Origin of the sequence: Thalassospira sp. ER-Se-21-Dark (assembly GCF_017922435.1) — a bacterium.
Lineage (GTDB): Bacteria > Pseudomonadota > Alphaproteobacteria > Rhodospirillales > Thalassospiraceae > Thalassospira.
On sequence record NZ_VDEZ01000002.1, the window covers coordinates 169,937 to 196,851 of the forward strand.

23 protein-coding genes are annotated in these 26,915 nt (G+C 55.2%); 10 read left to right on the forward strand and 13 right to left on the reverse strand.

What is annotated here, in order from left to right; translation table 11 throughout:
• Window positions 1-46: 46 nt before the first annotated feature.
• Window positions 47-517 (forward strand): cache domain-containing protein, encoded by a 471-nt coding sequence (locus FHI25_RS08460; protein WP_008891347.1) that lies wholly within the window; start codon window positions 47-49, stop codon window positions 515-517.
• Window positions 518-919: 402 nt separating this feature from the next.
• Window positions 920-2,098: a patatin-like phospholipase family protein gene (locus FHI25_RS08465; RefSeq protein WP_040824236.1), complete on the forward strand. Its 1,179-nt coding sequence runs from the start codon at window positions 920-922 to the stop codon at window positions 2,096-2,098.
• A 45-nt stretch (window positions 2,099-2,143) separates the two neighbouring features.
• Here the strand turns inward: FHI25_RS08465 and FHI25_RS08470 are convergent, their stop codons facing one another.
• Window positions 2,144-5,629, reverse strand: coding sequence for an indolepyruvate ferredoxin oxidoreductase family protein (locus FHI25_RS08470; protein WP_210516782.1), 3,486 nt, complete (start codon window positions 5,627-5,629; stop codon window positions 2,144-2,146).
• 392 nt (window positions 5,630-6,021) lie between these two features.
• Between FHI25_RS08470 and FHI25_RS08475 the strand changes: the two genes are divergently transcribed.
• The 5 genes from FHI25_RS08475 to sulP all read left to right on the forward strand — a co-directional run bounded on the left by FHI25_RS08475 (window position 6,022) and on the right by sulP (window position 11,926).
• The gene (locus tag FHI25_RS08475) at window positions 6,022-6,468 is read left to right on the forward strand and encodes a VOC family protein (protein ID WP_210516784.1); all 447 of its coding nucleotides are present in this window, start codon (window positions 6,022-6,024) and stop codon (window positions 6,466-6,468) included.
• Window positions 6,469-6,635: 167 nt separating this feature from the next.
• Window positions 6,636-7,289 (forward strand): Crp/Fnr family transcriptional regulator, encoded by a 654-nt coding sequence (locus FHI25_RS08480; RefSeq protein ID WP_210516787.1) that lies wholly within the window; start codon window positions 6,636-6,638, stop codon window positions 7,287-7,289.
• Between the two features lie 222 nt (window positions 7,290-7,511).
• Window positions 7,512-8,396, forward strand: a complete 885-nt coding sequence (locus tag FHI25_RS08485) for an MBL fold metallo-hydrolase (protein ID WP_210516790.1) — start codon at window positions 7,512-7,514, stop codon at window positions 8,394-8,396.
• Between the two features lie 24 nt (window positions 8,397-8,420).
• On the forward strand, window positions 8,421-10,094 hold the full coding sequence (locus tag FHI25_RS08490) for a bifunctional protein tyrosine phosphatase family protein/NAD(P)/FAD-dependent oxidoreductase (protein WP_210516799.1): 1,674 nt from the start codon (window positions 8,421-8,423) through the stop codon (window positions 10,092-10,094).
• A 65-nt stretch (window positions 10,095-10,159) separates the two neighbouring features.
• Window positions 10,160-11,926: a sulfate permease gene (gene sulP / locus FHI25_RS08495; RefSeq protein WP_210516802.1), complete on the forward strand. Its 1,767-nt coding sequence runs from the start codon at window positions 10,160-10,162 to the stop codon at window positions 11,924-11,926.
• A 28-nt stretch (window positions 11,927-11,954) separates the two neighbouring features.
• Here sulP and FHI25_RS08500 read toward each other — a convergent pair whose 3' ends face one another.
• The gene (locus tag FHI25_RS08500) at window positions 11,955-13,145 is read right to left on the reverse strand and encodes a benzoate/H(+) symporter BenE family transporter (RefSeq protein ID WP_210516804.1); all 1,191 of its coding nucleotides are present in this window, start codon (window positions 13,143-13,145) and stop codon (window positions 11,955-11,957) included.
• Window positions 13,146-13,474: 329 nt separating this feature from the next.
• Here FHI25_RS08500 and FHI25_RS08505 point away from each other — a divergent pair, with 329 nt between their 5' ends.
• The gene (locus FHI25_RS08505; RefSeq protein WP_210516806.1) at window positions 13,475-14,128 is read left to right on the forward strand and encodes a peroxiredoxin; all 654 of its coding nucleotides are present in this window, start codon (window positions 13,475-13,477) and stop codon (window positions 14,126-14,128) included.
• 176 nt (window positions 14,129-14,304) lie between these two features.
• On the opposite strand, the gene FHI25_RS08510 is transcribed toward FHI25_RS08505, so the two are convergent.
• From FHI25_RS08510 to tkt, 11 genes are all read right to left on the reverse strand, one after another.
• Window positions 14,305-14,877 (reverse strand): hypothetical protein, encoded by a 573-nt coding sequence (locus tag FHI25_RS08510; protein ID WP_210516809.1) that lies wholly within the window; start codon window positions 14,875-14,877, stop codon window positions 14,305-14,307.
• A 146-nt stretch (window positions 14,878-15,023) separates the two neighbouring features.
• Window positions 15,024-16,187, reverse strand: a complete 1,164-nt coding sequence (locus tag FHI25_RS08515) for a peptidoglycan -binding protein (RefSeq protein WP_210516811.1) — start codon at window positions 16,185-16,187, stop codon at window positions 15,024-15,026.
• Window positions 16,188-16,191: 4 nt separating this feature from the next.
• Window positions 16,192-17,376, reverse strand: coding sequence for a hypothetical protein (locus FHI25_RS08520; protein WP_008891359.1), 1,185 nt, complete (start codon window positions 17,374-17,376; stop codon window positions 16,192-16,194).
• 12 nt (window positions 17,377-17,388) lie between these two features.
• On the reverse strand, window positions 17,389-18,603 hold the full coding sequence (locus FHI25_RS08525; RefSeq protein ID WP_210516813.1) for an OmpA family protein: 1,215 nt from the start codon (window positions 18,601-18,603) through the stop codon (window positions 17,389-17,391).
• Between the two features lie 267 nt (window positions 18,604-18,870).
• Complete coding sequence (locus tag FHI25_RS08530) at window positions 18,871-19,680, reverse strand: inositol monophosphatase family protein (protein WP_210516815.1); 810 nt, start codon at window positions 19,678-19,680, stop codon at window positions 18,871-18,873.
• Window positions 19,681-19,734: 54 nt separating this feature from the next.
• A complete protein-coding gene (efp, locus tag FHI25_RS08535; protein ID WP_008891362.1) occupies window positions 19,735-20,301 on the reverse strand; it encodes an elongation factor P in 567 nt (188 codons plus the stop codon).
• A gap of 166 nt (window positions 20,302-20,467) precedes the next feature.
• Window positions 20,468-21,109: a thiamine phosphate synthase gene (gene thiE, locus FHI25_RS08540; RefSeq protein ID WP_210516817.1), complete on the reverse strand. Its 642-nt coding sequence runs from the start codon at window positions 21,107-21,109 to the stop codon at window positions 20,468-20,470.
• A 68-nt stretch (window positions 21,110-21,177) separates the two neighbouring features.
• Window positions 21,178-21,609, reverse strand: a complete 432-nt coding sequence (locus tag FHI25_RS08545; RefSeq protein ID WP_210516819.1) for a hypothetical protein — start codon at window positions 21,607-21,609, stop codon at window positions 21,178-21,180.
• Window positions 21,610-21,620: 11 nt separating this feature from the next.
• Complete coding sequence (locus FHI25_RS08550; protein WP_210516821.1) at window positions 21,621-22,343, reverse strand: spermidine synthase; 723 nt, start codon at window positions 22,341-22,343, stop codon at window positions 21,621-21,623.
• Window positions 22,344-22,470: 127 nt separating this feature from the next.
• Window positions 22,471-23,478: a type I glyceraldehyde-3-phosphate dehydrogenase gene (gene gap / locus FHI25_RS08555; RefSeq protein ID WP_210516824.1), complete on the reverse strand. Its 1,008-nt coding sequence runs from the start codon at window positions 23,476-23,478 to the stop codon at window positions 22,471-22,473.
• Between the two features lie 113 nt (window positions 23,479-23,591).
• Window positions 23,592-25,574, reverse strand: a complete 1,983-nt coding sequence (gene tkt / locus FHI25_RS08560) for a transketolase (RefSeq protein ID WP_210516828.1) — start codon at window positions 25,572-25,574, stop codon at window positions 23,592-23,594.
• A gap of 676 nt (window positions 25,575-26,250) precedes the next feature.
• Here tkt and FHI25_RS08565 point away from each other — a divergent pair.
• Entirely contained in the window at window positions 26,251-26,517 is a 267-nt protein-coding gene (locus FHI25_RS08565; protein WP_210516830.1) for a hypothetical protein, read from the forward strand.
• A gap of 3 nt (window positions 26,518-26,520) precedes the next feature.
• Window positions 26,521-26,862: a cell division protein ZapA gene (locus FHI25_RS08570; protein ID WP_210516832.1), complete on the forward strand. Its 342-nt coding sequence runs from the start codon at window positions 26,521-26,523 to the stop codon at window positions 26,860-26,862.
• Window positions 26,863-26,915: the final 53 nt, after the last annotated feature.

Genomic DNA, 26,915 nt, shown 5'->3' on the forward strand with positions numbered 1-26,915 from the left:
ATCGTCAATCACGACATCTATCTATGATCAACAAGGGAAATTCAGGATGAATAAGGTTTTGCGTTCTTTCGGTGCGGCTCTGGCGTCGTTGCTGATGGTTTTGAGTGTATCGTCGGCCATGGCCCAGGATAAGGAAGCAACTGCCAAGGATCTGGTGGATAAGGCAATCGCCCTTTATGACGACGTCGGGCAGGAGAAATCCTTTGATATGTTCAACGACAAGTCCGGTGAATTCGTCTTTGACGAGTTTTACGTCATTGTTGCTGATGGCGAAAAAGGCACGTTCCTGACACATGCGATCAACCCGAAGCTTGTTAACAACCCGGGTCTTTGGGACCTTCAGGATGTGAACAGCAAGTTCATCATTCGTGACATGGTCGAAACCGGAAAGGCATCGCCGGATGGTGGTTGGTCCAACTACACCTGGACTCATCCGCAGACCAAAAAGCTTGCCGAAAAGAAAACCTGGGTGAAAGCCCATGACGGCAAGATTTTCATGGTGGGTTATTACGACTAAGAAGTAATAATATCCAAAAAGCAAAAACCGCCTTCGGGCGGTTTTTGTGTTTCAAGTAAAATGGATCGATTTGTAAAATATTTGTTAAGTTAATGGGGTGTGTTTCGGGTATATAGTTTAGAAAATACTTAACATCATTCTGATCAAAAGTGCGATTTAGTATATGAATCAATAGATTTAATATATCTAAGTATAAGTAATCGCGTGTTTTGTCACATCACTATTGAAGAATTGTCTCAAATGTAGCGGCTTAAAATCATTATAATGATGGCTGTATCTACAGGTCCGCAAAGACGGACTGGTATCTCCTGGGGGTGAGCGGTGGTGCACGCGATGGCATTTTATCGTTTGCGCCATGTTGTTTGGACCGAACCATTCGGTTTTCAACAAGGAGATCGCGACGTGGAAAAGATCAAACGAGCTATCTTTCTGTCAGGCGGCGGGCCTGCTGTTGGCTTAAGCATCGGGGTGCTTAAGCGTCTGCAGCAGGAACCGGATATAAAATTTGATATCTGGTCGTCTGCCTGTATCGGCGCTTGGCTCTCGGTTGCCTGGCATCAGGCCGACGAGGGTCAGGAACTTGACCAGACCATCGCCTTCTTTCGTAAAATTTTCCGGCCCGCAAGTGTCTATGAACGGTTCCCGATTGCATCGGCCTTTGCACCGGACTTCTTTTCTGATTTCACCAACAAACTCAATTACTTCTTTAACCCTAACAGCTATCAGGGGCTGATCGTGCCAGACGCCATCGGCGAGGCCGTTGAACATGTGCAGCATTTCATGGGCAATCCGAAATACTGGACGCCGCACAATTTCAACGATGTTTTGCTAAACGGTTTTCTGGCGGCAAATCCCCTGTCACGTCTTCTGGTCGGATCGATCTATCAGACCCAGACCAAGGGACTGGCCAAGATCTATTCACCCGACAGCATGTTCTTAGACCGGCTGAACTTTGATCGGCTGTATCAGCCCGACAAGCCGGCCATGTTCCACAACGCCTATAATCTTTCCAAGCAGCGACTTGAACTTTTCACCAACAAACCCGATCACTACGACCTGCCACAGATGAACGCGCAGACGCTGTGTGCCTGTTCTGCCTTGCCATTTATCGAAGAGCCGGTCGAAATCAACGGCGATACCTATTGCGAGGGGGCGACTGTTGATACGGTCAACTTCTTTGATTTCTTGCGCCTGCATCCGGATGTTGATGAGGTCTGGGTCAGCCGTATTCTTGATCTTAAGCAGGTGCGTCAGCCTGAAAACCTGTATGACGCACTGAATAACCTGATCATGCTGTTTGCCGCATCGGCCAGCGAAGACGCTGTTGCAGCTTTCAAACGTGAAGTCGCCGAAAGTGGCCGCAAGATCGATATCGTTGAAATCCCGGTTTCCCCGCACATCAACTATGACTGGACTTGGGAAAACCTTGATCGCGGGATCGAGGACGGCTTTGAGTCAACCGATCACATGATTGCGGATTACCGCCAGCGCAAACGTCAGGAAAAGTCTGTTAAGAGTTTGCGCGAAGGGGCGATGCGCATTCTGCCTGAATTCCAAAGCCGGTTTCCGCGCTTTGTCTGAGTAACAAAAAAAGGGCCGCATCATGCGGCCCTTTTGATTTTGGGCTTATTCCGCCGCCTTGAGATGTTCTGGCGGGTTGCGGAACTGTTCAAGCAGTTCGGCTTCGCGAGCCTTGACCTTGGCGATGTGTTGTTCCTTGACGTGGCCGTAACCGCGGATGTGTTCGGGCAGGGCCAGCAACGCCTTGGCGATGCGGGCATTTTCGTGGTTAAGGCCATCAAGGACCTCGGTTACCAGTTTCTCGTAATCCGTGATCAACTGGCGTTCGATCTTGCGTTCCGGGTTGCGGCCAAACGGATCAAGTTTGGTGCCGCGCAGGAACTTCAGTTTCGCCAGCACGCGGAACGCCGACATCATCCACGGACCGTAAACCGACTTTTGTGGCTTGCCGCTTTCGGGATCGGCATTGGCAAGCGACGGCGGCGCAAGATGGAAGTTGATCTTGTAGTCCCCGGTAAAGGTCTGGGTGACCTTCCTCATGAACGCCGGATCGGTGTAAAGACGGGCAACCTCATACTCGTCCTTATAGGCCAGCAGTTTGAAGTAGTATTTCGCCACTGTCCGGGCCAGATCATCTTCGTCACCAAGGCGTTTCTCGGCCGCTGAAACCTTATCAACAAGGTCGGTGAAACGATCGGCATAGGCCGCGTTCTGATAATCGGTCAGGAAGGCGCGGCGCTTGGCAACGATATCGGAAAGCTCGGTCGCAATCGGATGGGCTTCTGCCTCATTCGGGCCGACAACCGCGATGACGCGGTCGCGATCATGGGCATAAAGGCGTCCCCAGTGGAAGGACTGCTTGTTCATGTCAATCGACACGCCATTAAGCTCAATCGCCTGCATAAGCGCCTCTTCACTGATCGGGATCAGACCGCGCTGCCAGGCAACGCCCAGCATGAACAGGTTGGTGGCAATCGAATTACCCATCAGGCGGGTCGCAATGTCGCTGCCTTCCACGAAATGAACCGCATCAGATCCGCAGGCATCACTGATGACCTTCATGTGCTCGTTGGTCTTAAGCTCAAAGTCCGGGTTATGGGTGAAGGCACCGGTAACGGTTTCATGGGTGTTGATCACAGCCTGGGTAAAGTTGCGACGCATTTTGGCAAGCCCTTCATAGCTTGCCGCAACCAGAAGGTCACAACCCAGAACCACATTGGCTTCACCGGCCGGAATGCGTGCGGCATGCAGCTTGTTTTGGTCATTGGCAAAGCGGATGTGGCTGACAACAGCGCCGCCTTTTTGTGCCAAGCCCGCCATATCAAGGCCGACAATACCCTTGCCCTCGATGTGGGCAGCCATTCCAAGGAGTGCTCCGATGGTGACAACGCCGGTGCCGCCAACACCCGTGACAAGAACCGACCATGGTTCGTCAATTTCAGGCAGGGTCGGGCGTGGCAGGCTGGCAAAGACTGCGTCGGTACCGGTATCACCCTTTGCTGCGGCATCAGGTTTGCGAAGCTCGCCGCCTTCGATGGTGACAAAGCTTGGGCAGAAGCCCTTGAGGCAGGAGAAATCCTTGTTGCAGGCTGATTGGTCAATCGCGCGTTTGCGGCCAAACTCGGTCTCGACCGGCACGACGGCAAGGCAGTTGGATTGTTCGCCACAATCACCGCAACCTTCGCAGACCAGATCATTGATAAACACGCGTTTGGGCGGATCCACCATCAGTTTGCGTTTGCGACGGCGGCGTTTTTCGGCCGCACAGGTCTGATCAAAGATCAGGATCGAAACGCCTTCGATTTCACGCAGTTCTTTCTGGGTGTCTTCCAGCGTATCGCGATGGCGGATATCAACGCCCGGCGCAAAGTCCGCGCCCATCGGATATTTTTCAGGCTCGTCCGACAAAACAATGATGCGTTTGGCACCTTCGTCAAACATCTGGCGCGTGATTTGCGGCACTGTCAGTGGCCCGTCAACCGGCTGTCCGCCAGTCATGGCAACCGCGTCGTTAAACAGGATTTTATAGGTGATGTTCACGCCCGATGCGACGGCGGCCCGAACGGCAAGGGAGCCTGAATGATAGTAGGTGCCATCACCCAGGTTCTGGAAAACGTGCTTGGTATGGGTGAACGGTGCCTGTCCAATCCATGTCGCCCCTTCGCCGCCCATATGGGTAAAGGTCTCGGTGGATCGATCCATCCAGTTGACCATGTAATGGCACCCGATACCGGCCATGGCACGGCTGCCTTCGGGGACCTTGGTCGAACTGTTATGCGGGCAACCCGGGCAGAACCACGGAATGCGTGCAACATCCGGGCGCGGTTCGGCAATTTCCTTTTCTTTTTCGGCAAGCCAGTCGATGCGTTCATGAATGGCCGGGCTGTCATAGAACCGCTTGATCCGTTCGGCCAGAACCACAGCAACACGAGCCGGGGTCAGTTCGTCCATCGATGGCAGGATCCATTCGCCCTTTGCATCGAACTTGCCGATCACGGTCGGGCGGACATCTTCGCGCCAGTTATAAAGCTGTTCCTTGACCTGATTTTCCATCACCGCGCGTTTTTCTTCGACGACGATGATTTCCTCAAGCCCAAGGGCGAATTCACGGACATCCTCGCGGTTGAGCGGCCAGCTCATGCCGACCTTAAGCACGCGAATGCCGATCTTGGCGGCGTCTTCTTCGGAAATGCCAAGGTCATCGAATGCCTGCATGACATCGAGATAGGCCTTGCCGGTGGTGATGATGCCAAGCCGCGCATTCGGGCTGTCGATCACCGTTTTATTCAGCTTGTTCGCCCGCGCATATGCCAGTGCGGCATAGAGCTTGTATTTCATCAGGCGATGTTCCTGCTCCTTGGGCGTGTCGGGCCAACGGATATGCAGGCCGCCCTCGGGCATGGGGAAGTCGGTCGGGATGACGGGGGTGATGCGATCCGGGGCGACATCGGCCGCGGCTGAACTTTCCACCGTTTCGGCAATGGTTTTCATCGCCACCCAGCAACCGGAATAACGGCTCATGGCCCATCCATGCAGGCCGTAATCCAGAATGTCCTGAACACCGGACGGGTTCAGAACCGGGATCTGCGCATCGATAAAGGCATATTCGGTCTGATGGGGCAGGGTGGATGATTTGCAACTGTGGTCATCACCGGCCAGAACCAGAACGCCGCCATGCTTGGACGTGCCGGCATGGTTGGCGTGTTTGAAAACGTCACCGGACCGGTCAACACCCGGGCCCTTGCCATACCACATGCCAAAGACGCCATCATATTTGGCGTCCTTGTACATATTGACCTGCTGACTGCCCCAGACGACGGTGGCGGCAAGGTCTTCGTTCACGCCCGGCTGAAATTCGATCTGCTGCTTGGTCAGGAATTTTTGGGCGCGCCATAGTTGCTGATCAAGTCCGCCCAGCGGCGATCCGCGATAACCCGAAATGCACCCGGCGGTATTCAGCCCTGCGCGCGCATCTAGCTGGCGCTGCATCAGGGGCAAACGGACCAGTGCCTGAATACCTGTAAGGTAAACCCGGCCTTCCTCAAGCGTGTATTTGTCGTCGAGTTGGACTGCCGCCAATTGTTGTGCCATGACCGGTCTCCCTGGGATCTCTCTGATATGCGGGGTCATTTCGGGCCCAATGCACTGCTTTTATTGATATGGGTGTTTGTGCAGTGTTTCGGTATGACCTTTAATTTATCTGTCAGGTCTGGTGTGCGGGACCTGTGCCTGACCTTGAAATGGTAATAAAGACTGACCTTTTTTCAAAGCGAAGTCGCATCGCACTATGCAAAACGCCTGATTGCATCTGTTGACGTAAGGTCAACTTATTATTTACTTATTCCGGTACCGATTTACGCGCAATAAAATTGCGGCACTGTTGCGCTGCGAAATTGCGAATAGGGCCGAGTCTATGCTCGGCGGTGAAAATCTGGCGTGTTAAGTTTAGTCGGGTTTCGGGTGCGCACAGCAAGGAGCGTGAAATGGAACAGCGTGTTTCGCTGATTACTCTGGGTGTTGCGGATCTGGATCGGTCGCGGCGTTTTTACGAAGGTGGCCTTGGTTGGCAGATGACCGAAATGGTTGAAGGGCAGGTGGTATTTTACCAGCTCTCCAACGGTTTGGCCCTTGGTCTGTTCGGGCGCGAAGCGCTTAAGGAAGACGGGCACTTTGATGACGACACAGGTGCCAGCTTTGCCGGATTGACGCTGGCTTATAACGCGCGCAGCGAAGAAGAAGTCGATCAGGTGATGGCAGAGGCTGAGAAGGCCGGGGCCAAAATCCAGAAGCCTGCCGAGAAGGTCTTTTGGGGTGGGTATTCCGGTTATTTCCGTGATCCGGATGGCCATGCGTGGGAAGTGGCGTTTAATCCGTTCTGGGAAATTGACGGGAAGGGCAATCTGCACATCCCGCCACAGAAAACCGAGTAGGGCGCATTCATCGCGCCATCACGGCATCGCTGCATACTTTCACAGCACGGGCAGCAATTTGCTGCCCGTTTTCGTAGATATTCCAAAGTACAGTTGCATCGGGGATAATTTACTTTTACATCGAACGGGATGTAGTTTTAATCCACGCTTTCAAGGGGGATAAGGTTTTGAGTTGGATCGAGCAGTTTCCGGGTCTGTCACGCTTGCCCGATGCCATCCGATCCTACCTTGTCGAAGAAAGCAAGATCGTCACCGTTCCAGCCAATACAGTCATTTTCGGACCGGGCAAATCGCCGGAGCACCTGTTGTTGCTACTCGATGGCACAGTGCGTGTGCAGCAGACATCCGATACCGGTCGTGAAATCGTTCTTTATCGGGTTCATGCGGGTGAAAGCTGCGTTCTGACGACGGCCTGCCTTCTGGCCTACGAGGATTACTCGGCAGAGGGGATTGCCGAAACTGAAACCCGCGCAGTGGCGATCCCGCGCAAGGTGTTTGACAAGCTTGTCTCGGACTCAATCGAGTTCCGCCAGTTCGTTTTTACTGCCTATTCCAAACGCATCACCGACCTGTTCATGGTGATCGAAGAAATCGCGTTCCAGAAGCTTGATATTCGTCTGGCCCACAAGCTGATCGAATTGGCAGGGGACAATGATACGGTGTCAGCAACCCATCAGAAACTGGCTGTCGAACTGGGCTCTGCCCGTGAAGTGATTTCGCGCCAGCTTCAGGAATTTCAGCGTCGGGGCTGGATCGAACAATCGCGCGGCACCATCCGGCTGATTGATCGCGCGGCGTTGGAAAAACTGGCACAGAGCTAGATTTGCAGCCGGACGCACGGCTGCCCTGCGACTTTAGAATTATTAGGTGTTAATGTTGCGATGTTTGGTGACTTCATCACTGAAGTGCACATCGCGAACTCCTAAAACAAAGACCATAGCCAGATGTTTTGTCCGCAAACAAGGCGGGCAAGGGACATCGCAAATCCATCCGGTGCGCGCCAGTCATAAGGCGGCACGGAGGCAGTTGTTTAGGAGGACTCCATGTCTGCATACTCGGTCAATATGTCCGTAAAACCCGAAGTTACGGCCTTTTTCGACGAAGACACCAACACGATCAGCTATGTGGTCAAGGACCCGGGAAGCAACGCCTGTGCGGTTGTCGATTCCGTGATGGATATCGATTATGCGGCGGGTCGGATCACCTTTACCCACGCCGATAACATCATTGCCTTTATCAAGGATAATGGCCTGAAACTGGAATGGATCATCGAGACCCATGTCCATGCCGACCACCTGTCGGCAGCACCCTATATTCAGCAAAAGCTCGGCGGCAAGCTTGGCATCGGCAGCAAGATTACGGTTGTGCAGGACACGTTCGGCAAGGTGTTTAACGAAGGCACCGAATTCCAGCGTGATGGCAGCCAGTTTGATCGCCTGTTTGAAGATGGTGATACCTATCAGGTCGGTTCCATGACCTGCTTTGCCATCTATACCCCGGGTCATACCCCCGCCTGCATGGTGCATGTCATGGGCGATGCCGCCTTCGTTGGCGATACCCTGTTCATGCCTGATGGCGGATCGGCCCGTGCGGACTTCCCAGGCGGTGACGCCGGGACGCTTTATGACAGCATCCAGAAGCTCCTCGCACTCCCGGAAGATATGCGCCTGTTCATGTGCCACGACTACGGCCCCAATGGCCGTGATATCAAGTGGGAAACCACCGTCGGCGAAGAGAAAAAGCACAACATCCACGTTGGGGAAGGCAAAACCCGCGAAGACTTCATCAAGTTCCGGACCGAACGTGATGCCCAGCTTGATATGCCGCGTCTGATCATCCCGTCGCTTCAGGTCAATATGCGCGCCGGTCAGGTGCCGACCGACAGCAGCGGCAAAAAAATGCTGAAAGTCCCGGTAAACGGGCTCTGATCAACACTCAGGTGAGGAAAAGCCATGGAAATCAAAACAATAAGTAACGGGTTCTCAGTCAGTCCCCAAATCGTGGCAGACGATGTCAAGGAAATCGCCAAGCACGGCTTCCGGTCCATCGTCTGTAACCGTCCTGACGGCGAGGGTGCCGATCAGCCAACCTTTGAAGAGATTTCAAACGCGGCAAAGGAATCCGGGCTTGAGGTGCGCTATCAGCCGATTGTTTCGGGCAAGGTCAGCGATGATGATGCCCGTGATTTTGGCCGCCTTTATGATGAATTACCCAAGCCGGTCTTTGCCTATTGCCGCACCGGCACCCGTTCAACCACACTTTGGTCGCTAAGCCAGGCTGCGCATCTTGATACCAGCGAAATCCTTCGCGCCACCAAGGCGGCCGGTTATGACATGGGCGGGGTTGTTCGCCGGATTGTCAATGGCGGTAAAACGCCGACCGATCAGGGTGATGCGAAATATGACGTCGTGATCATCGGTGGCGGTGCGGCCGGCATTTCGGTGGCATCCAGCCTGATCGCACGCCGTTCGGGCCTTGAGATTGCGGTCATCGATCCGGCCGATATCCACTATTACCAGCCGGGCTGGACCATGGTTGGCGGTGGCGTGTTTGAAGCCAGCACCACAGCCCAGACCATGGGATCTCTGATCCCCAAGGGCGTGCACTGGATCAAGGCCGCCGTTGCCGCGTTCGAGCCGCAAGACGATGCTGTCATCCTTGATGGGTGCCGGGTGGTCAAATATGACCGTCTGATCGTTTGTCCGGGGCTGAAGCTTGACTGGAACCGCGTTGAAGGTCTGGTTGAAACGCTTGGTCGCAATGGTGTGACGTCAAACTATCGTTATGACCTAGCCCCTTACACGTGGGAACTGGTTTCCTCGATGCGCCAAGGCAAGGCGATCTTTACCCAGCCGCCCATGCCAATCAAATGTGCCGGTGCCCCGCAAAAGGCGATGTATCTCTCGGCCGATCACTGGCATCGCACGGGTGTTTTGAAGAACATTGATATCGATTTCTGCAATGCCGGTGGGGTTCTGTTCGGGGTAAAGGACTATGTCCCGGCCCTTGAAAGCTATGTGAAGAAATACGATGCACATCTCGATTTCTTCCACAATCTGGTGGCGATTGACGGGCAGGCGAAAAAGGCCTGGTTCGATGTCGCCAAGCCCGACACCAAGGTTGAACGCGTCGAGAAGTCCTTTGACATGATCCATGTCTGCCCGCCGCAGGTCGCACCGGACTTCATTCGTGTGTCCCCGCTGGCAGATGCCGCCGGATGGGTGGATGTCGATCAGGCAACCCTTCGCCACAAGTCATTTAGCAACATCTGGTCGCTGGGCGATGTGATGAATGCGCCCAATGCCAAAACAGCTGCTGCGGCCCGCAAACAGGCGCCGGTAGTTGCCGAAAACGTGGTTGCCGACATTGATGGCAAATCACCGGTTGCGCAATATGACGGTTATGGGTCCTGCCCGCTGACCGTGGAACGTGGGCGCATCGTTCTGGCCGAATTCGGTTATGGCGGAACGCTTTTACCGTCCTTCCCGAAATGGCTGATCGATGGCACCAAACCTTCGCACCTTGCATGGTTGCTTAAGGAAAAGCTCCTGCCGCCGATCTATTGGAAGGCGATGCTGCGTGGCAAGGAATGGCTGGCCAAGCCTGAAAAAGTCACCGGTGCCTAAAACACTCTTTGCCCAAGGCGGCATGAACGCTGCCTTGGGCCAACTCTGATCTAAGAGATCGATCAATGCGTTTCAAAATGCTTCGGAAATATGTCCCGATTTTTGATTGGGGACAGACCTATGACAGGACGGCCTTTGGCAATGATATGATTGCAGCCGTGATCGTGACGATCATGCTGATCCCGCAATCGCTTGCCTATGCGTTGCTGGCCGGTCTGCCACCCGAAGCGGGGCTTTATGCCTCCATCGCGCCGATCATTCTTTATGCCATCTTTGGCACCAGCCGCGCCCTTGCGGTCGGTCCGGTTGCGGTTGTTTCACTGATGACGGCGGCGGCGGTGGGCAATATTGCTGAAACCGGCACCATGGGCTATGCACTGGCCGCCCTGACGCTTGCGGCCCTGTCCGGGGCGATCCTGCTTGCGATGGGGGTGTTCAAGCTGGGCTTTTTGGCCAACTTCCTCTCACACCCGGTGATTGCCGGTTTCATCACTGCATCGGGCATGATCATTGCCGCCAGTCAGCTCAAACACATCCTTGGTGTGGATGCCAGCGGCCATAACCTTTGGGAAATTGTCACCTCCCTGATTGCGCATATTCCTGAAACCAATCAGACGACCCTGATCATTGGCATTTGCGCCACGGGCTTCCTGTTCTGGGTGCGCAAGGGCCTTAAACCCACTTTAAGTAAACTTGGCCTTGGCGTGCGGATGGCTGATGTCTTGACCAAGGCGGGCCCGGTCTTTGCTGTGTTCGCGACTACGGCGGCGACCTGGTATCTTGGTCTGGCTGATAAAGGGGTCAAGATCGTGGGCGAGGTACCGCAAAGCCTGCCGCCGCTCACCATGCCGGACTTCAGCCCAAGGCTGATGGCCGATCTTCTGGTACCGGCGATCCTCATTTCTGTGATCGGATTTGTTGAATCGATCTCTGTCGCGCAGACGCTGGCGGCCAAACGCCGTCAACGCATCAACCCGGATCAGGAACTGATTGGTCTGGGGGCGGCCAATATCGGGGCGGCCTTTACGGGCGGTTATCCGGTGACGGGTGGTTTTGCCCGCTCGGTCGTGAACTTTGATGCCGGGGCGCAAACACCTGCGGCCGGGGCCTTTACCGCTGTTGGTCTGGCGATTGCCGCCGTGGCGCTGACGCCGCTGGTGTATTTCCTGCCAAAGGCAACCCTTGCCGCGACCATCATTGTTGCGGTGCTGTCGCTGGTTGATTTTTCGATCCTTAAAACCAGCTGGCAATATTCCAAGGCGGATTTCATTGCGGTTCTGGCCACCATCCTTCTGACCCTTGGTCTTGGGGTCGAGGTCGGGGTGACCGCCGGTGTGGTGCTTTCGATCGGGCTGTTTTTGTACAAAACATCACGCCCGCATATTGCCGAGGTCGGCCTTGTGCCCGACACCCAGCATTTCCGCAACATCCTGCGTCATAAGGTCATCACCCATCCATCGGTCCTGACGATCCGGATTGACGAAAGCCTTTATTTCGCCAATGCGCGGTATCTGGAGGATTACCTCTATGACCGGGTGGTCGGGTGCAAGAACCTCAAACATGTGGTTCTGATGTGCTCGGCCGTGAACGAGATTGACTTAAGCGCGCTTGAATCGCTTGAGGCGATCAATCACCGGCTTGAGGAAATGGGTATTTCCCTTCACATGTCCGAGGTCAAAGGCCCGGTTATGGACCGCCTGAAAAAGACCCATTTCCTGGATGAACTGACCGGCGATGTTTTCCTGTCCCAGTTCGAAGCTGTTTCGAAACTGACAGACGGGCAGGTGGCAGAAACACCACCAAGCACCGAACCCAAAATCAAATTGGTCTAAGGCCGAAGATCGAAACCGGATTGATTTTTCAGTCCGGTTTCTTTTTGCCATTGCGCAGATGGGTCAGGAAGTAAATCAGCCCGCCAGCCAGCAAGCCCCAGAAAGCACCCGAAATCCCATAGAATGTCAGGCCAGCTGCGGTGACGATAAAGGTCACGGCGGCTGCTTCACGTCCGTCTTCGTCCTTGAAGGCCGCAACGGCGGATCCCGCAAACGCCCCAATCAGGGCAAGGCCTGCAACCGCCTCGATCAGGATGCCCGGTGCCAGACTGATAAACGCGGTCACCAACCCGGCCAAAAGGCCAAACACGATATAGAAAACCCCGCCTGAAACAGCGGCCCAATACCGTTTGGCCGGATCAGGATGGGCATCCTTGCCCGCACAAAGGGCGGCGGTGATGGCGGCAAGGTTTACCGCATGGCCACCAAACGGGGCTGAGAGTAACGAGAAGATCCCGGTCACGGTAAACAGCGGCCCCGGTGGGGTGTCATAATCATTGGCGCGCAGAACCGCGGTGCCCGGAATGTTTTGTGATGCCATGGTGACGATGAAAAGCGGCAAGGCAATACCAACCAGTCCGGCCACTGTGAATTCCGGCATGACGAATTCAACCGGCGGCGCAATTGCCCCACCCAGATCGGCAAGCGCATTTTCAGGGAACTCGATGCCGAACACCATCACGACAATAAAGGCCAACAAAGCGGCCGGGATGGCAAGCAACCGGTTGAACCGGCCCATGACAATCCACGCAATCACGATGGGAAGACCAAGCAACGGATCAAAGGCAACTGCCTTGACCGGCGCAAGGCACAGACCCAGCAAAACACCGGCCAGCATCGCGTTTGCCAAGGGGGCCGGGATACCAGCAACCGCACGGCCCAGCGGCTTCCAGACGCCACTGATGATAATCAGGATGGCGCAAACGATGAACGCGCCAACAGCAACCGCAAAGCCGCCCTCAATCGCACCTGATGTCGCCAGAAGAGCCGCACCTGGGGTGGACCAGGCGATGCTGATCGGAAGGCGGGTTTTAAGCGATAAAACAATCGCGCACAGGCCCATGGAAATGGAAAGCGCCATCAGGCCCGATGCCGCCTGTTCCGGGCTGGCACCAACGCCGGTAAGGCCTTGCAGCACAACCGCAAACGAACTGGCAGAGCCAACAAAACCGGCCAACAGGCCCATGAAAATACTTTGGGGCGAAATATCACGCAGCATGGGAGCTCCGCAGGGTTGCAAGTCGTTGAAAGTATGGTGGCAAGCGCGCTGACCTTAACCAGAAGCAAGAAGGCAGGCCAGTGAAAAAGCACAAGGTGCAACGGCGGAGCCCAGCTGTCATCGGCGGTCGCAGCGCGGTAGTGCACAGGCGGGATGTCAGGGAGGCCAGCCAACATAGTTGCACGAACCAGAAACGGCGTTCCTTGGCGATGTTCTGCGTAAAAAAACCAACAGATGATTGATTTACATCATCGTACAAGACGAAGAATTAAATAATTATAATGTATTCAAATGGAGTGGACGATATTTCCTGACCAAGGAGCCTGACAATGACTGTATCCCCCCAGATTCGTGTCGGTCTGCCGCGGATCAATGAACCTGCACCGGATTTTACGGCCCCGACCACCGATGGTGTCAAAGCCCTGTCGGACTATCGCGGCAAATGGCTTGTCCTGTTTTCCCATCCTGCTGATTTCACCCCGGTTTGCACAACCGAATTTATCGCCTTTGCCAAACATGCGGACCAATTCGCCAAGCGCAATTGCGAATTGCTGGGCCTGTCGATTGACAGCACCCATTCGCACATCGCCTGGATGCGCAACATCCAGCAGAATTTCGGTGTGGAAATCCCGTTTCCGATTATTTCAGACCTGAAAATGGAAGTCGCCCAGGCCTATGGCATGATCCATCCGGGGGCGGGTGACACGTCTGCTGTGCGTGCGACCTTCATCATTGACCCGGATGGCATGTTGCGCGCCATGGTCTATTACCCGATGAGTAACGGGCGCTCCATTACCGAATGCCTGCGCATGATCGACGCCATGCAGACCAGTGACAAGAACGGCGTTGCCACGCCCGAAGGGTGGCAACCGGGCGACAAGGTTATTGTTCCGCCTGCCCATACCGCCAAGGCTGCCGCAGAACGTGCATCCAATCCTGCCTATGATTATGTGGACTTCTATTTCTGCACAAAGTCCCTCTGATCAAAACCCCGATGTGCGGTCCCGGGGGCAAGGGACCGTGCAAAGGCAAAACCCCGCCAGAGCAATCCGGCGGGGTTTTGTTTCGTTCGTCAGGCATCACGCGACATCAGTTTGGGAGCGCCTGCAATTGCGCCCATCTGGAATGCCGCGCTCAAACTGTTGGTGGTGAACGCGTATCAGACCACGTCACGCTTGGTCGTGGCATTTGATACGTCATGGGTTTCAATCAGGCGTGCGTCGTGACGACCAAGCACATCCTTGGCGCGTTCCTCGGTCTGCGGATCAGGTGTTCTGACCCACAGCAACAAGCCGCCTTGATCAAGCTCTTCTTGAAGTTTGGTGGAGTACTTTTTGCCAACCATTGCGGCAATCACCCCGCCTGCCGCGGCACCAACGCCGCCCGCACCGAGGATTGCCGAAATTGTCAGGGCAATCGGGCCACCCGCCGCAATCACCGCACCAGCTGCACCAAATGCCGCCGCATACATCGGGGCACCGATCAGTGCGCCCTCGGCATTGCCGATCGGTGTCGGCGTTGTATAGGCCAGTGGCGGCATATCAGGATCGTTGTCGACATCCTCGGCCTTGCGATAAATATGGCCAAGCTTGTCTTCGACGGTTTTCTCGCTCGCAAGAAGGCTAAGCTCCTTTTGCTGATCAAACCCGGCTTGCGCCAGATCATCCGCCGCCTGTTGGAGTATGTTGATGTCGTCAAAAACACCAACGGTCTCGCGATGTGTTTTGGTCATTTGGGCCTCCTTTTTTGTTGAAAGGCTCATCTTTATTGAACGTAACACAACGCGGATTGGTTCCATTTTTATTGGATTTCAATGCGCCCAAACGAAAACGGCACCCCTAAAGGGTGCCGTTAAAAGCTGTATTCTTGTGCCTTAACTTATCGCTCGGTAATCTTGAACTCGATGCGGCGGTTGCGGCGATAGGCGATTTCATCATCGCGGTTATCAAGTGGCTGATACTCGCCAAAGCCTGCGGCAACAAGCCGGTTCGGCGGGACGCCCTGATCGATCAGGAACTTGACGACCGAAATCGCACGGGCAGCCGAAAGTTCCCAGTTCGAGGCGAACTGAAGGTTTCGGATCGGCACCTTGTCGGTATGGCCATCAACGCGCATCACCCAGTCGATATCATCGGGAATGTCGGCGGCAATCGTGGTCAGCGTTTCGCCCAGTTTGGCCAACTGATCCTTGCCTTCTTCGCCAAGTTCGGCCTCACCCGATCCAAATAACACTTCGGACTGGAAGACAAAGCGGTCCCCGACAACGCGGATATCCTGACGATCACCCAAAACTTCGCGCAGGCGGCCAAAGAATTCAGAACGATACCGCTGCAACTCGGCAACCTTGGTGGCAAGGGCCGCATTCAGGCGATTGCCAAGATTGACGATCTGGGCGTCTTTTTCCTCGTTCTCGCGTTCGGACGTTTCAAGCGCGGCTTCGATCCGGGCCAGTTGTTGGCGCAGGGCCAACATCTGCTGATTAAGGGCCGCAACCTGTGCCTTGGCTTCGTCACTCAGGTTCTTTTGTTCTTCCAACTCGGCTGCGCGCGATGCCAGAAGGGCCGAAAGCTCGTCAATACGGGTTTCCTGATCAGTGATCTTTTCGCCCGTGGTTTCGCGAAGCTCGGTCAGTTCGGCTTCCTTGTCTTCAAGCGACGCAAGGGCTGCCAGAAGTTTCTGTTCGATTTCGTCAGTTGAAAGTTCGGCTGCCGCCAACTGATCGGCAAGGGTGGCAGCACGCGCACGCAGTTCATCACGCTGATCAGCGGTATTGGAAAGCTCGGTCGTTAACTGGGTGAGTTCGAGTTCCATACGCTGGTTGTTGCCACGTTCAAGTGACAGCAAGTTGGTCAGCTCGTTAACCTGGGCGGTCAGATCGCTTAGCGCCTCGTCACGCCCGGAAAGGGCCGCACCCAGATACACCTGCGCAATGACAAAGATCATCAGAAGAAAGATGATCACCATCAAAAGTGTGGCAAGCGCATCAACAAAGCCCGGCCAGGTATTTACATCGCGGTTACGACGGCGCGAAAGCCCGATCATTCGATCAGCCCTCCTCGGCGATGGCGGCGATGGTCCGGGCGAGGAGCTTGATCTCGCTTCTGATTTCCTGTGTGGATTGCTGGCGGCCCATGGTCAGTTCTTCGCCAATACGGCCAAGCGTATTGTCAAGCGAACGGATATGCGCACGGGTGTTATCATCAATCCCGAAGCTGCCCATTTTCATAGAATCCGCCAGCTGATCGAGGACCGGTTTGAGGTGCATCTGGTTTTCCGCCAGCTTGACCATCAATTGCTGCTCGGCCTTCATCTGATCAGTCAGGGTCGACAGCTTATCCGCCAGATCAATCAACGTATTATGCGATTTGATCTGTGAACTTTCCGACCGCTGGATGGAGTTTTGCAACCCTTCCATATTGTCGGCCATCTGTTCGATCAGGGCCGAAAGATAGGCCGGAACAGACTGTTCACCATCGGAAATGCCACCACCCGAACCAAGGCGGGTAAAGCTCGAAAGCCATTCTTCAAGATCATTGAAGAACCGGTTCTGCGCCTGACCGGCCTGCATGTCCAGAAGACCAAGGGCAAGCGATCCTGCAAGACCAAACAGCGAGGACGAAAACGCCGTGCCCATGCCGCTTAACGGTTCGGACAGGCCGTCTTTGAGTTCAGAGAACCAAAGATCCATGTTGGACCCGCTGCCGACATTGACGTTGCTAATCACACCGGCAACCGAGTTCACGGTCTGAAGCAGGCCCCAGAAGGTGCCGAGCAGACCCAGGAACACCAAAAGGCCAACGACATAGCGCGACAATTCGCGGCTTTCATCGAGACGGGAGCGGATCGAGTCAAGGATGGTCCGGGTCGAGGTGGTCGAAAGCTGTGGGCGGTCGCGCCGCTGTTCGGCCATCATGCTGGCCATCGGGGCCAGAAGTTTCGGCGGAACCTGCGATGTCAGGCCCGGGCGGGAGCGACGAAAGTCCTCGATCCATGTCACTTCGGGCGACAGGCTTGCGGCCATGCGGAAGGTGTAAATAACCCCAACCACAAACACGCCAAGGATCAGGCCATTAAGAACAGCATTGGCCATAAAGGCATCAGACAGCGCCGGGAACAGCAGGGCGCCAACCCCGGCGATGATGGCAACAAAGATTGCCATGCGTGTCAGATAACTACCGGGTTTGGTAATAGGCGGGAGGGATCCCGTACCACTGGCCGAATTGCTGCTCATAGCGGATTAATCCTAGCGTTGAACGGTTTTGATATCGACGCGATCTGCGGGGCCGGACGGAACATTCGCACCCAGGGCACGAACATCAATGCGCGTGGAGCGCACACCCCTGTCAATCAGATAGGAACGCACCTGAAGCGCGCGTGACAGCGACAGACGACGCGCCTTGGAGGCGTTCGCCCCGTCACCCTGCGCGTAGGCCTGCAACTGAATTCGAAGATCTTCATCCTGCCCCATCGTTGCGATCACGCTGTCGAGCTGGCTTCTGGCAGCTGCACTCAGCTCGAAGCTCTCAGCGGCAAAGCCAAGGCTGTATTCATCGCCACCGGTGGCCGGCATTGCAGCCGGTGCAGAGGTCTCTGGCGGGATGGATGCTTCTTCAGCCGGTGCCGGTGGCACAGTCGGCGCTGGCGCCGGTTCTGCCATCTCGGTCGCGGGCTGGGTGGTGTCTGGTGCAGGGGCTGCCGGGGGCGCAGGAGTGTCGGAAATCGGTGCGACTTCCGGTGCTGCCGGTGCGGGTGCTGCGTTGTTTTGTTCGACCGGGGCAGGGGGTGCTACAGGGGCATCAGATACTTCTGCCGTTTCGGTCGCCGGGGAAGATGTCGGGGCCGGGGTTGGCTCTGGTGCCGCCGGTGCGACAGTCGGCGCAGGCTCCGGTGCCGGAGTTGGCTTGGTCAGCGGCGTCGGTGCGTTCGATGCGCTGCTTTCGGTCACAGGTGGTGCAACCGGTTTGCTGCGCGGTGCGGCGGTCGGTTCCGGCTGGGTCAGCGCAATGGTCTGGTTTGCGCCATCATCCATGTCCGCGACACGCTGGTTTGCATTTGGGACGACGCCGGGAACGCCATAAAATTCTGATTGGGTCGGGAAGGCATTGCCGCCGCCACTTGACCCGTCGATGACAACGGTTTCAAACCCGCCGTCATAGCCAGCGTTGCCTGTGGCACTGGCAAACTGTTCAGCGGCAAGGAATGTCGATTTCGGTCGGGTTTCCGGGAAAATCAGATCACCGCCCGGCATGACGATATGATCGCGTGAAACGGTGGGAGACAGATATTGCGGAACGGTCGGCTGTCCGCCATAGCCATCTGCAACGTCCCAGTTTACCTGAACGCTGCTGTCATTCGAAACGGGGGAGTATTGTTGCGCCGATGCATCTGGCGCAAAGAACACGGTTGTGCCCAGTGCAGCCGTCATCGCAAGCACCGAAATCTTGGAATACCCCATCATCAAATCGCAGGCCCCTTAATACCCTGTGTTTGAAATCGTTTGGTAACGTTGTTCTATTTCACACAGTTTTGTGTCGATCATTAGGCACCCGCAAAACTTTCCGAATGCCCCCCCTTGGTGTCCGTGGGCCCGCAATCAGACCGCACAGTCCCAAGCACCATAGCTTAGAGACAGATGATGGACAACCGCTTTGACCGAAAACGCAAAAGGGGCGCTTCGGCAAATTGCGAAGCGCCCCTTTCAAAAAACAGTAACAAAAGCCGGGTGTTAGCCCGTGATTGCCTTTTTAAGCGTTTTGGCCAGCACCGGCTGGATATAGTCATTGGCTGCAACGACGCTGCCGGTACCAAGCATGTTGGTGCCGCCTTTGTCATCGCGGATATAACCGCCAGCTTCGGAGATCAGGATGATCCCGGCTGCAATATCCCACGCATTAAGGTGGGATTCCCAATAACCGTCATAACGACCGGCCGCGACATAGGCCATATCAAGGGCCGCAGCCCCCATGCGACGCACACCGGCACAACGATCCATGACCGAGTGCAGCTGCTTTTCAAATGTCGCGTGATCGCCATGACCAAGATGCGGAACACCGCATGCCAGAACGCATTCGTTCAGACGACGACGGCCCGAAACGCGCAGGCGGCGGTTATCAAGAAACGCACCAACGCCCTTTTCCGCCCAGAAGCATTCGTCCTTGGCGACGTCATAGATCATGCCGGCAATGATTTCATCACCCTTCTGCAGGGCAACCGAAATCGCAAAATGCGGAATGCCATGCAGGAAGTTGGTGGTGCCATCAAGCGGATCAATGATCCAGCGGTGCTCAGGATCGGTGCCCTTGATCTCGCCACCTTCTTCCATAAGGAAGCCATAACCGGGGCGGGAACGCTCAAGCTCTTCACGCAGGCGTTTTTCGGCACGGTGATCAGCCGCAGATACGAAATCTGCCGGGCCTTTCATCGAAACCTGAAGGTTTTCGACTTCACCGAAGTCGCGTTTCAGTCCGTAGGCTGCCTTTTCGACAGCCTTGTACATCACATTGATGTTCGCAGAACGACGGGCGGCGCCTCGCACGGCATATCTCCCGGTGTTTGAATTAAAATGAAAACCAGAGGGCGGGGTTCGCCCTTAGTCCTTGGCACGCTCGATATAGGTGCCTTCAACAGTGTTCACGACAATGCGCGTACCCGATTCAATATGCGGGGGCACCATCACACGGACACCGTTCTCAAGAACAGCCGGTTTGAAAGAAGAAGACTGGGTTTGACCTTTGACAACCGCATCGGCTTCGACAATCTGGAAGACGACATGCTCGGGAAGGGTCACACCAAGCGGCTCACCTTCGAAGGATTCGATGGTCACAACCATACCATCCTGAAGATAGACAGCCGCTTCGCCAACAAGGTCGGCATTTACTGTGATCTGTTCATAGGTTTCGCTGTCCATGAAGGTGATCATGTCACCATCGGCGAACAGATAGGTGTATTCTTTCTGTTCAAGACGAACCTTTTCGACGGTTTCCGAAGCGCGGAAACGCTCGTTCAGCTTGGTGCCGGTACGAATGTCTTTGAGTTCAACCTGGTTAAAAGCACCGCCTTTACCCGGCTTCACAGCCTGGCATTTTACTGCACGCCACAGGGCACCTTTATGTTCGATAAGGTTACCCGGACGGATTTCGTTGCCGTTGATTTTCATGGCACAAACCGTTCTTTCAGATCACAGATTCACAATGCAATAAGGGGCAAGCGCCCCATTTCAGGCGCTCTACCTACCAGTTTGGCTGTTTTGCTGCAAGCAGATTGATCCGGGTTTGCGCGCATAACGCCCCATCATTCGCGCATGGCTGGACCAATGAATGAAATCAGATGTCGGTTGCCGCAATTGCCGCCTTGATGGCCTTCGCACCGGCCTCTGGCCCGTCCGGATGGTTCCAGACACCACCGGTGACAGCAATGAAGTCCGCACCTGCCAGAACAAGCGGTGCAACATTATCGGCCGTGATGCCACCAATCGCCACACATGGCACCGTGGTAAAGGTCGTCCAGATTTCAAGGATTTCCGGGGTGACGCTGGTTTTTGCTTCTTTGGTTTCGGTCGGATAAAACGCGCCGAATGCGACGTAATCGGCCCCTTTGTCTCCAACGATCATCGCCTTGTGGCGGCTGTCATAGCACGACACACCGACAATATGTTCCTCGCCCATGATGGCGCGTGCTTCGTCGTAACTTGCGTCTTCTTCGCCGACATGCACGCCGTCACAGCCCGATTTCTTGGCAATGTCGGGACGGTCATTGAGGATCAGCGGAATATCACGATCCGCACACATCGGAAGGATGGTATCAATCGCCTTGCGGATTTCATCATCGCTGACATCCTTCAGACGCAATTGCAGGCAATCAACCGCACCGGTATCCAGCACAGATTTCAGCTTCTCGCCAAAGGGTGCAAGGTCGATTTTCGGCGGGGTCAGAAGATAAAGACCGGCAAGTTCGTCTGAATTCACGATGATAATTCCTGATGATTTCCTGCGTGTTATGTAACCTTTGATGCCGGTTTTGGCAATTGCCAAGGCTACGCGGCAATATGTGCAAGCAACCGCTTGTCGAGTTCATGATCGGGCAACAGGTCATCGGCCATCTGATAAATCACATCTTTGGCCGGGAACTCTGTCATGACTAGACAGTTTGTCTGGCCTGCCATATCCCGAAGGTTTTCCAACTGCGGCTCGGGCATCGGATCGACCATGACCGCATCCAGGCCCTGCTCAATGCCTGCCAAGGTGCCAGAAACCCGCCCACGACAATCAAGGATCGCCTTGAAATCACATGCCGGGAAGTCTTCACGCACCAGCATCACCAGATCGGCAAACCACTGTGCCCCGTGCGTTTGTGCGGCATGTTCCGGCGACAGCAACCCAAAGGCGCGATCGCCCATCACCCGGCAGGCCGATCTGGCGCCGGTGATGCCATGAATGCGAATGACAGGATCGGGCAGGGGGCTCATTTCGGTGGTTCTTATGCTTTGGTGCGCGCGACATAGACCGTGTTGATATCTTCACGGTCAATCAGCGGATGTTTGAATTTAATGACATCGGCCCGGATGGTCTCGAACGCGGATTTGAGGTTTTCTTCAAACCACGGTTCGGGCATCTCGGTCGACCACAGGGCAAAAATCCCGCCGGGCACCAGATGGGCGGCAAGCTTGGCCAGACCATCCTTGGTGTAAAGGCGCTTGTGGTCTTCATGCAGGACATTGCCCGGCGAATGATCAACATCCAAAAGGATCGCGTCATGCCGTTTCTCGGGCGCATCCGGGTTCATCCCCGGTGTGCCGGAAAGCGACGCACCAAAGAAATCGCCATGCATCAGTGCGCAGCGCGGATCATTTGAAAGCTGCTCACCCAGCGGCAGCAACCCTTGCTGATGCCATTCAATTACCTCGGGCAGGGTATCAAGCACGGTCAGCTTGCCGGTCTTGGGATTATCAAGCGCAGCCTTGGCGGTATAACCAAGTCCAAGCCCGCCAACCACGACATCAAGGTTGTCGCGATCAAGCTCCGCCAAACCAAGGTCGGCCAGCGCGATCTCGGCATCGGTAAACAGGCTCGACATCAGATATTCTTCATCAAGCTTGATTTCGTAGACATCGATATCAAGGCTCAGCTCACGTCGGCGACGCAGACTCAGCACCCCCATCGGTGTCGGGCGGTAATCAAGTTCCTTGAATAAAAGGCTCACGGCCTTCTCCTGTTTGTCTTTTCTGTTCGTTGGCTCAACAGTGACGGAAAGACGGGCAAAAGAAAAGTGCCCGAAGCAGAACTTCGGGCACTTCGAAAATCCAGGGTCAGGACCTGCTAAGCGATGCTTAGAGGAACTTCGCCATGGCGACAGCGGTGTCGCTCATACGGTTGGAGAAGCCCCACTCGTTGTCATACCAGGACAGGATACGAACGAAGTTGCCGTCCATGACCTGGGTCTGGGTCGCATCAAAGGTCGAGCTGTTCGGGTTGTGGTTGAAATCAACCGAAACCAGCGGTGCTTCGCAAACGCCAAGAACGCCTTTGAGCAGGCCGTTTGCTGCTTCTTTGATGGCTGCGTTGACTTCGTCAACCGTGGTGTCACGGCCTGCAACGAAGGTCAGGTCAACCATGGAAACGTTCGGGGTCGGGACGCGGATCGCGGTACCGTCGAGCTTGCCTTTGAGTTCCGGAAGAACAAGGCCAACAGCCTTGGCCGCACCGGTCGAGGTCGGGATCATCGAAAGCGATGCCGCACGCGCACGACGCAGGTCTTTATGCAGGCTGTCCACGGTGTTCTGGTCGCCGGTGAAGGCGTGAACAGTGGTCATGAAGCCCTTGGTGATGCCAACGGTCTTGTTGAGAACATCTGCAACCGGTGCAAGGCAGTTGGTGGTGCAGGATGCGTTCGAAACAATGACGTCATCAGCGGTCAGGGTGTCGGAGTTAACACCGTAAACAACGGTCTTGATGTCGCCCTTTGCCGGGGCGGAAATCAGAACGCGCTTGGCACCTGCGGTCAGGTGTTTGCCAGCACCAGCTTCGTCAAGGAAGATACCGGTGCACTCAAACGCGATGTCAACTTTGAGGTCAGCCCACGGCAGGTTCGCCGGGTCACGTTCGGAGCAAACCTTGATCGTCTTGCCGTCGATGACGAGGTTTTCGCCTTCGGCTTTGACGTCATTGGCCAGAACGCCATGAACGGAATCGTATTTCAGAAGATGTGCGTTGGTGTTGACGTCACCCAGGTCGTTGATGGCAACAACTTCAACGTCGGTGCGGCCGCTTTCAACGATAGAACGCAGAACCAGACGGCCGATACGGCCAAAACCATTAATCGCTACGCGAATAGCCATTCATCCCTCCAAAATTATAATGATTGGTACCTGGGGAGTATCAATCACGGCTTAGGGTAAAGAACCCATAGAAAAAAGGCCGGATCGGCATGTTACCGATCCGGCCCTGTAAATTAAACCAGTTCCTTGGCCGCTTTGACCAGCGCGTCGGCGGTGATGCCGAAATGCTCGTAAAGGACCGGGGCCGGTGCCGAGGCACCAAATCCGTGCATACCGATAACCTTACCGTTATCGCCAACATATTTTTCCCAGCCGAAGACCGATAGCGCTTCGATGGCAACGCGCGGTGCGCTGCCCAGAACGTCCTTGCGGTATTCCGGCGACTGGGCGTCAAACAGTTCCCAGCTCGGCAGCGAAACAACAGCAGCATTGATGCCGTCTGCTTTGAGTTTCGCCTGTGCGTCCATCGCGATCTCGACTTCCGAACCGGTCGCGATCAGGGTGACCTGACGATCACCGTCGCAATCGGAAATCACATAACCGCCGCGTGCGACAAGGTTGTCTTCGCGGTATTCGGTGCGCAGAACCGGAAGGTTCTGACGGGTCAGTGCCAGAACGGTCGGGCCGGTTTCGTTGGTGATCGACATTGCCCATGCTTCGGCAGTTTCAACCGCATCGGCCGGGCGGATCACGGTCACATTCGGCATGGCGCGAAGCGATGCGACATGTTCGACCGGCTGGTGGGTCGGGCCGTCTTCGCCAAGACCGATGGAATCATGAGTCATGACGTAAACAACGCGCTGGTTCATCAGCGCCGAAAGACGGATCGCCGGGCGGCAATAGTCGGTGAACACCAAGAAGGTACCGCCATAAGGCAGAACGCCACCATGCAGTGCCAGACCGTTCATGGCTGCTGCCATGCCGTGCTCACGGATACCGTAATAGATATAACCACCTTCATAACCGCCATCGGCGGTGATCGGTGCCTGAACACTGGTCTTGGTGTTGTTCGACCCGGTCAGGTCGGCAGAACCGCCGATCATTTCCGGGATCGCCTTGGTCAGCACTTCGAGAACATTCTCGGATGCCTTGCGGGTTGCGACCTTCGGCTTGTCTTCGGTGATCTGTTTTTTGTAGTCGTTGAAGGCTTCGATCCAGTTTTCCGGAAGCTTGCCTTCGATGCGGCGCTCGAACTCGTCTTTCAGGGCTGCTTCCAGACCTTCGAAACGCGAACCCCAGGCATTGAAGTCCTCGGCACCGCGTGCGCCCGCAGAAAGCCATGCGTCACGGACATCTGCCGGGATTTCAAACGGCTCGGAATCCCAGCCGAGTTTTTTGCGTGCACCAGCAAGTTCTTCAGCACCAAGCGGGGAGCCATGCGTTGCCGAGGTGCCACCCTTGGTCGGTGCGCCAAAACCGATTTCGGTTTTGCAGGCAATCATCGACGGCGTGCTGGTGGTTTTGGCTTTGGCAATGGCTGCTTCGATTGCTGCCGGATCGTGGCCGTCGATCTGCTGAACGTCCCAGCCAGCAGCTTCAAAGCGCTTCTTGTGATCTTCCGAAGTCGAAAGCGAGGTCGGGCCATCAATCGAAATGCCGTTGTCATCGAACAGAACGATGAGTTTCGACAGTTTCATGTGACCTGCCATCGAAATGGCTTCCTGGGAAATACCTTCCATCAGGCAACCATCACCGGCAATCACATAGGTGTAGTGGTCAACAACGCTGTCACCGAAACGGGCATTCATGATGCGCTCGCCAAGGGCGAAACCGACCGAGGTCGCAATACCCTGACCCAGCGGGCCGGTGGTGGTTTCAATGCCTTCGCCGTGGCCGTATTCCGGGTGGCCCGCGGTGCGGTAGCCCATCTGACGGAAATTCTTGATCTGATCAAGATCGAAGTCTTCATACCCGGTCAGGTGCAGAAGCGAATAAAGAAGCATCGAACCGTGACCTGCGGACAGGATGAAACGGTCGCGGTCCGGCCAGTTCGGGTGCTTCGGATCGAATTTCAAGAATTTGGTATAAAGAACAGTCGCAACGTCTGCCATGCCCATCGGCATGCCCGGATGACCGGATTTGGCCTTCTCGACAGCGTCGGCCGAGAGGAAGCGAATGGCATTGGCCATGCGGTTGTGTTCTACTTGCGTCGTCATGTGATGCGGTTCCTGGGGGTTTCGCGGTCGGGCGATGAAAACACTTTTCCATTTATTAACGGAATTCGCGCGGAAGATGCCCTTACAGGGGGCATACGTCAACCGCTTCTATCGAAAATCTGCCATGTTATCTTGATTCAGATTAACCACGCCGCCCTTCGCCATCGCAGATTGGCCGTACTGTTGACCAGTTTAGCGCGCCAGTTCTATGTTTTGAACACGGGCAGGGGATCGGGCATCGTTGATGCGGTTTGACTTCGCCGGGGCAAAACGGTTGTTGATCGGAATCTGTGATGTTAGGTTCAGGATCCATTAATTTGGTTTAAATGGCAGACGATATATTTGTGAAATTCAAGGAAAAGTCCGCCGGGCGGGCTGGTATCCCGGCCAAGGGCTTTGACGCAGGAGTTTGCAAATATAACGTCTGTCCTTCGGATTCACCGGATTTGCACGGGCTACTTTGTCGCAAAGCCTTGAAAGATGTACATCTTCCTGCGGTTTTGCTTCGCGTATCCGCACAAATCCGGTGAACCATTCAAATCAAATTAATGGGTCCTGAACCTAAAATCAGCCATGATCATGACATCTTCGACAGGTCAGATCGGTTTTCGATGAGTCGCCGCAGACAATCAACGTCTGCGTTCTTTGGGTAAACAGCAAACATTCGGGTAGGGTTATGTCGCGGTTGCAACAGGCAAGTGATCGGCTGAAAGCAGCATTGGAACGTCTGGAAACGGCTGCGGAGTCGGCAATCGACGCCAAAAGCCAGGCTACAGACGCTGACACGGCAGAGGTCGAAACCCTGCGTGGTCAACTTTCGGCACTCCGTGAAGATTACGACAGGCTTTGTCGCACCACCGAAACGGTTTCAAACCGCCTTGATGGCGCTGTTGATCAGCTCAAACTCGTCCTTGATGAAGAACCCGCAAAGAAACAGGCATAATTCATGGCACAGGTTTCCATTCGTATTAACGGTCGTAGCTACGACATCGCATGTGACGACGGCCAGGAAGAACGCATTCACGCGCTTGCCAGCTATGTCGACGAGCGGGTCAAGGAAATCTCCGATGCGGTGGGTCAGATCGGTGAACAACGTCTGCTGGTCATGACAAGCCTTCTGATTGCCGACGAACTGAGCATGGCACAGGAAAAACTCAATACCGGCCAAATTCCGGCGGTTGCAGAGGTCGGTAGCCTGTCCGCCGCCGAAGGTGACGCACTGGCAGAAAATATCGAAAGCATGGCCGAACGGGTCGAGGTGCTTGCCGATCGTCTTTGCAAAGGCTGATCAGGCGACTGTAGTCTGCCGCATGGCTGGTCTGATCACGGGCCGAATTCATG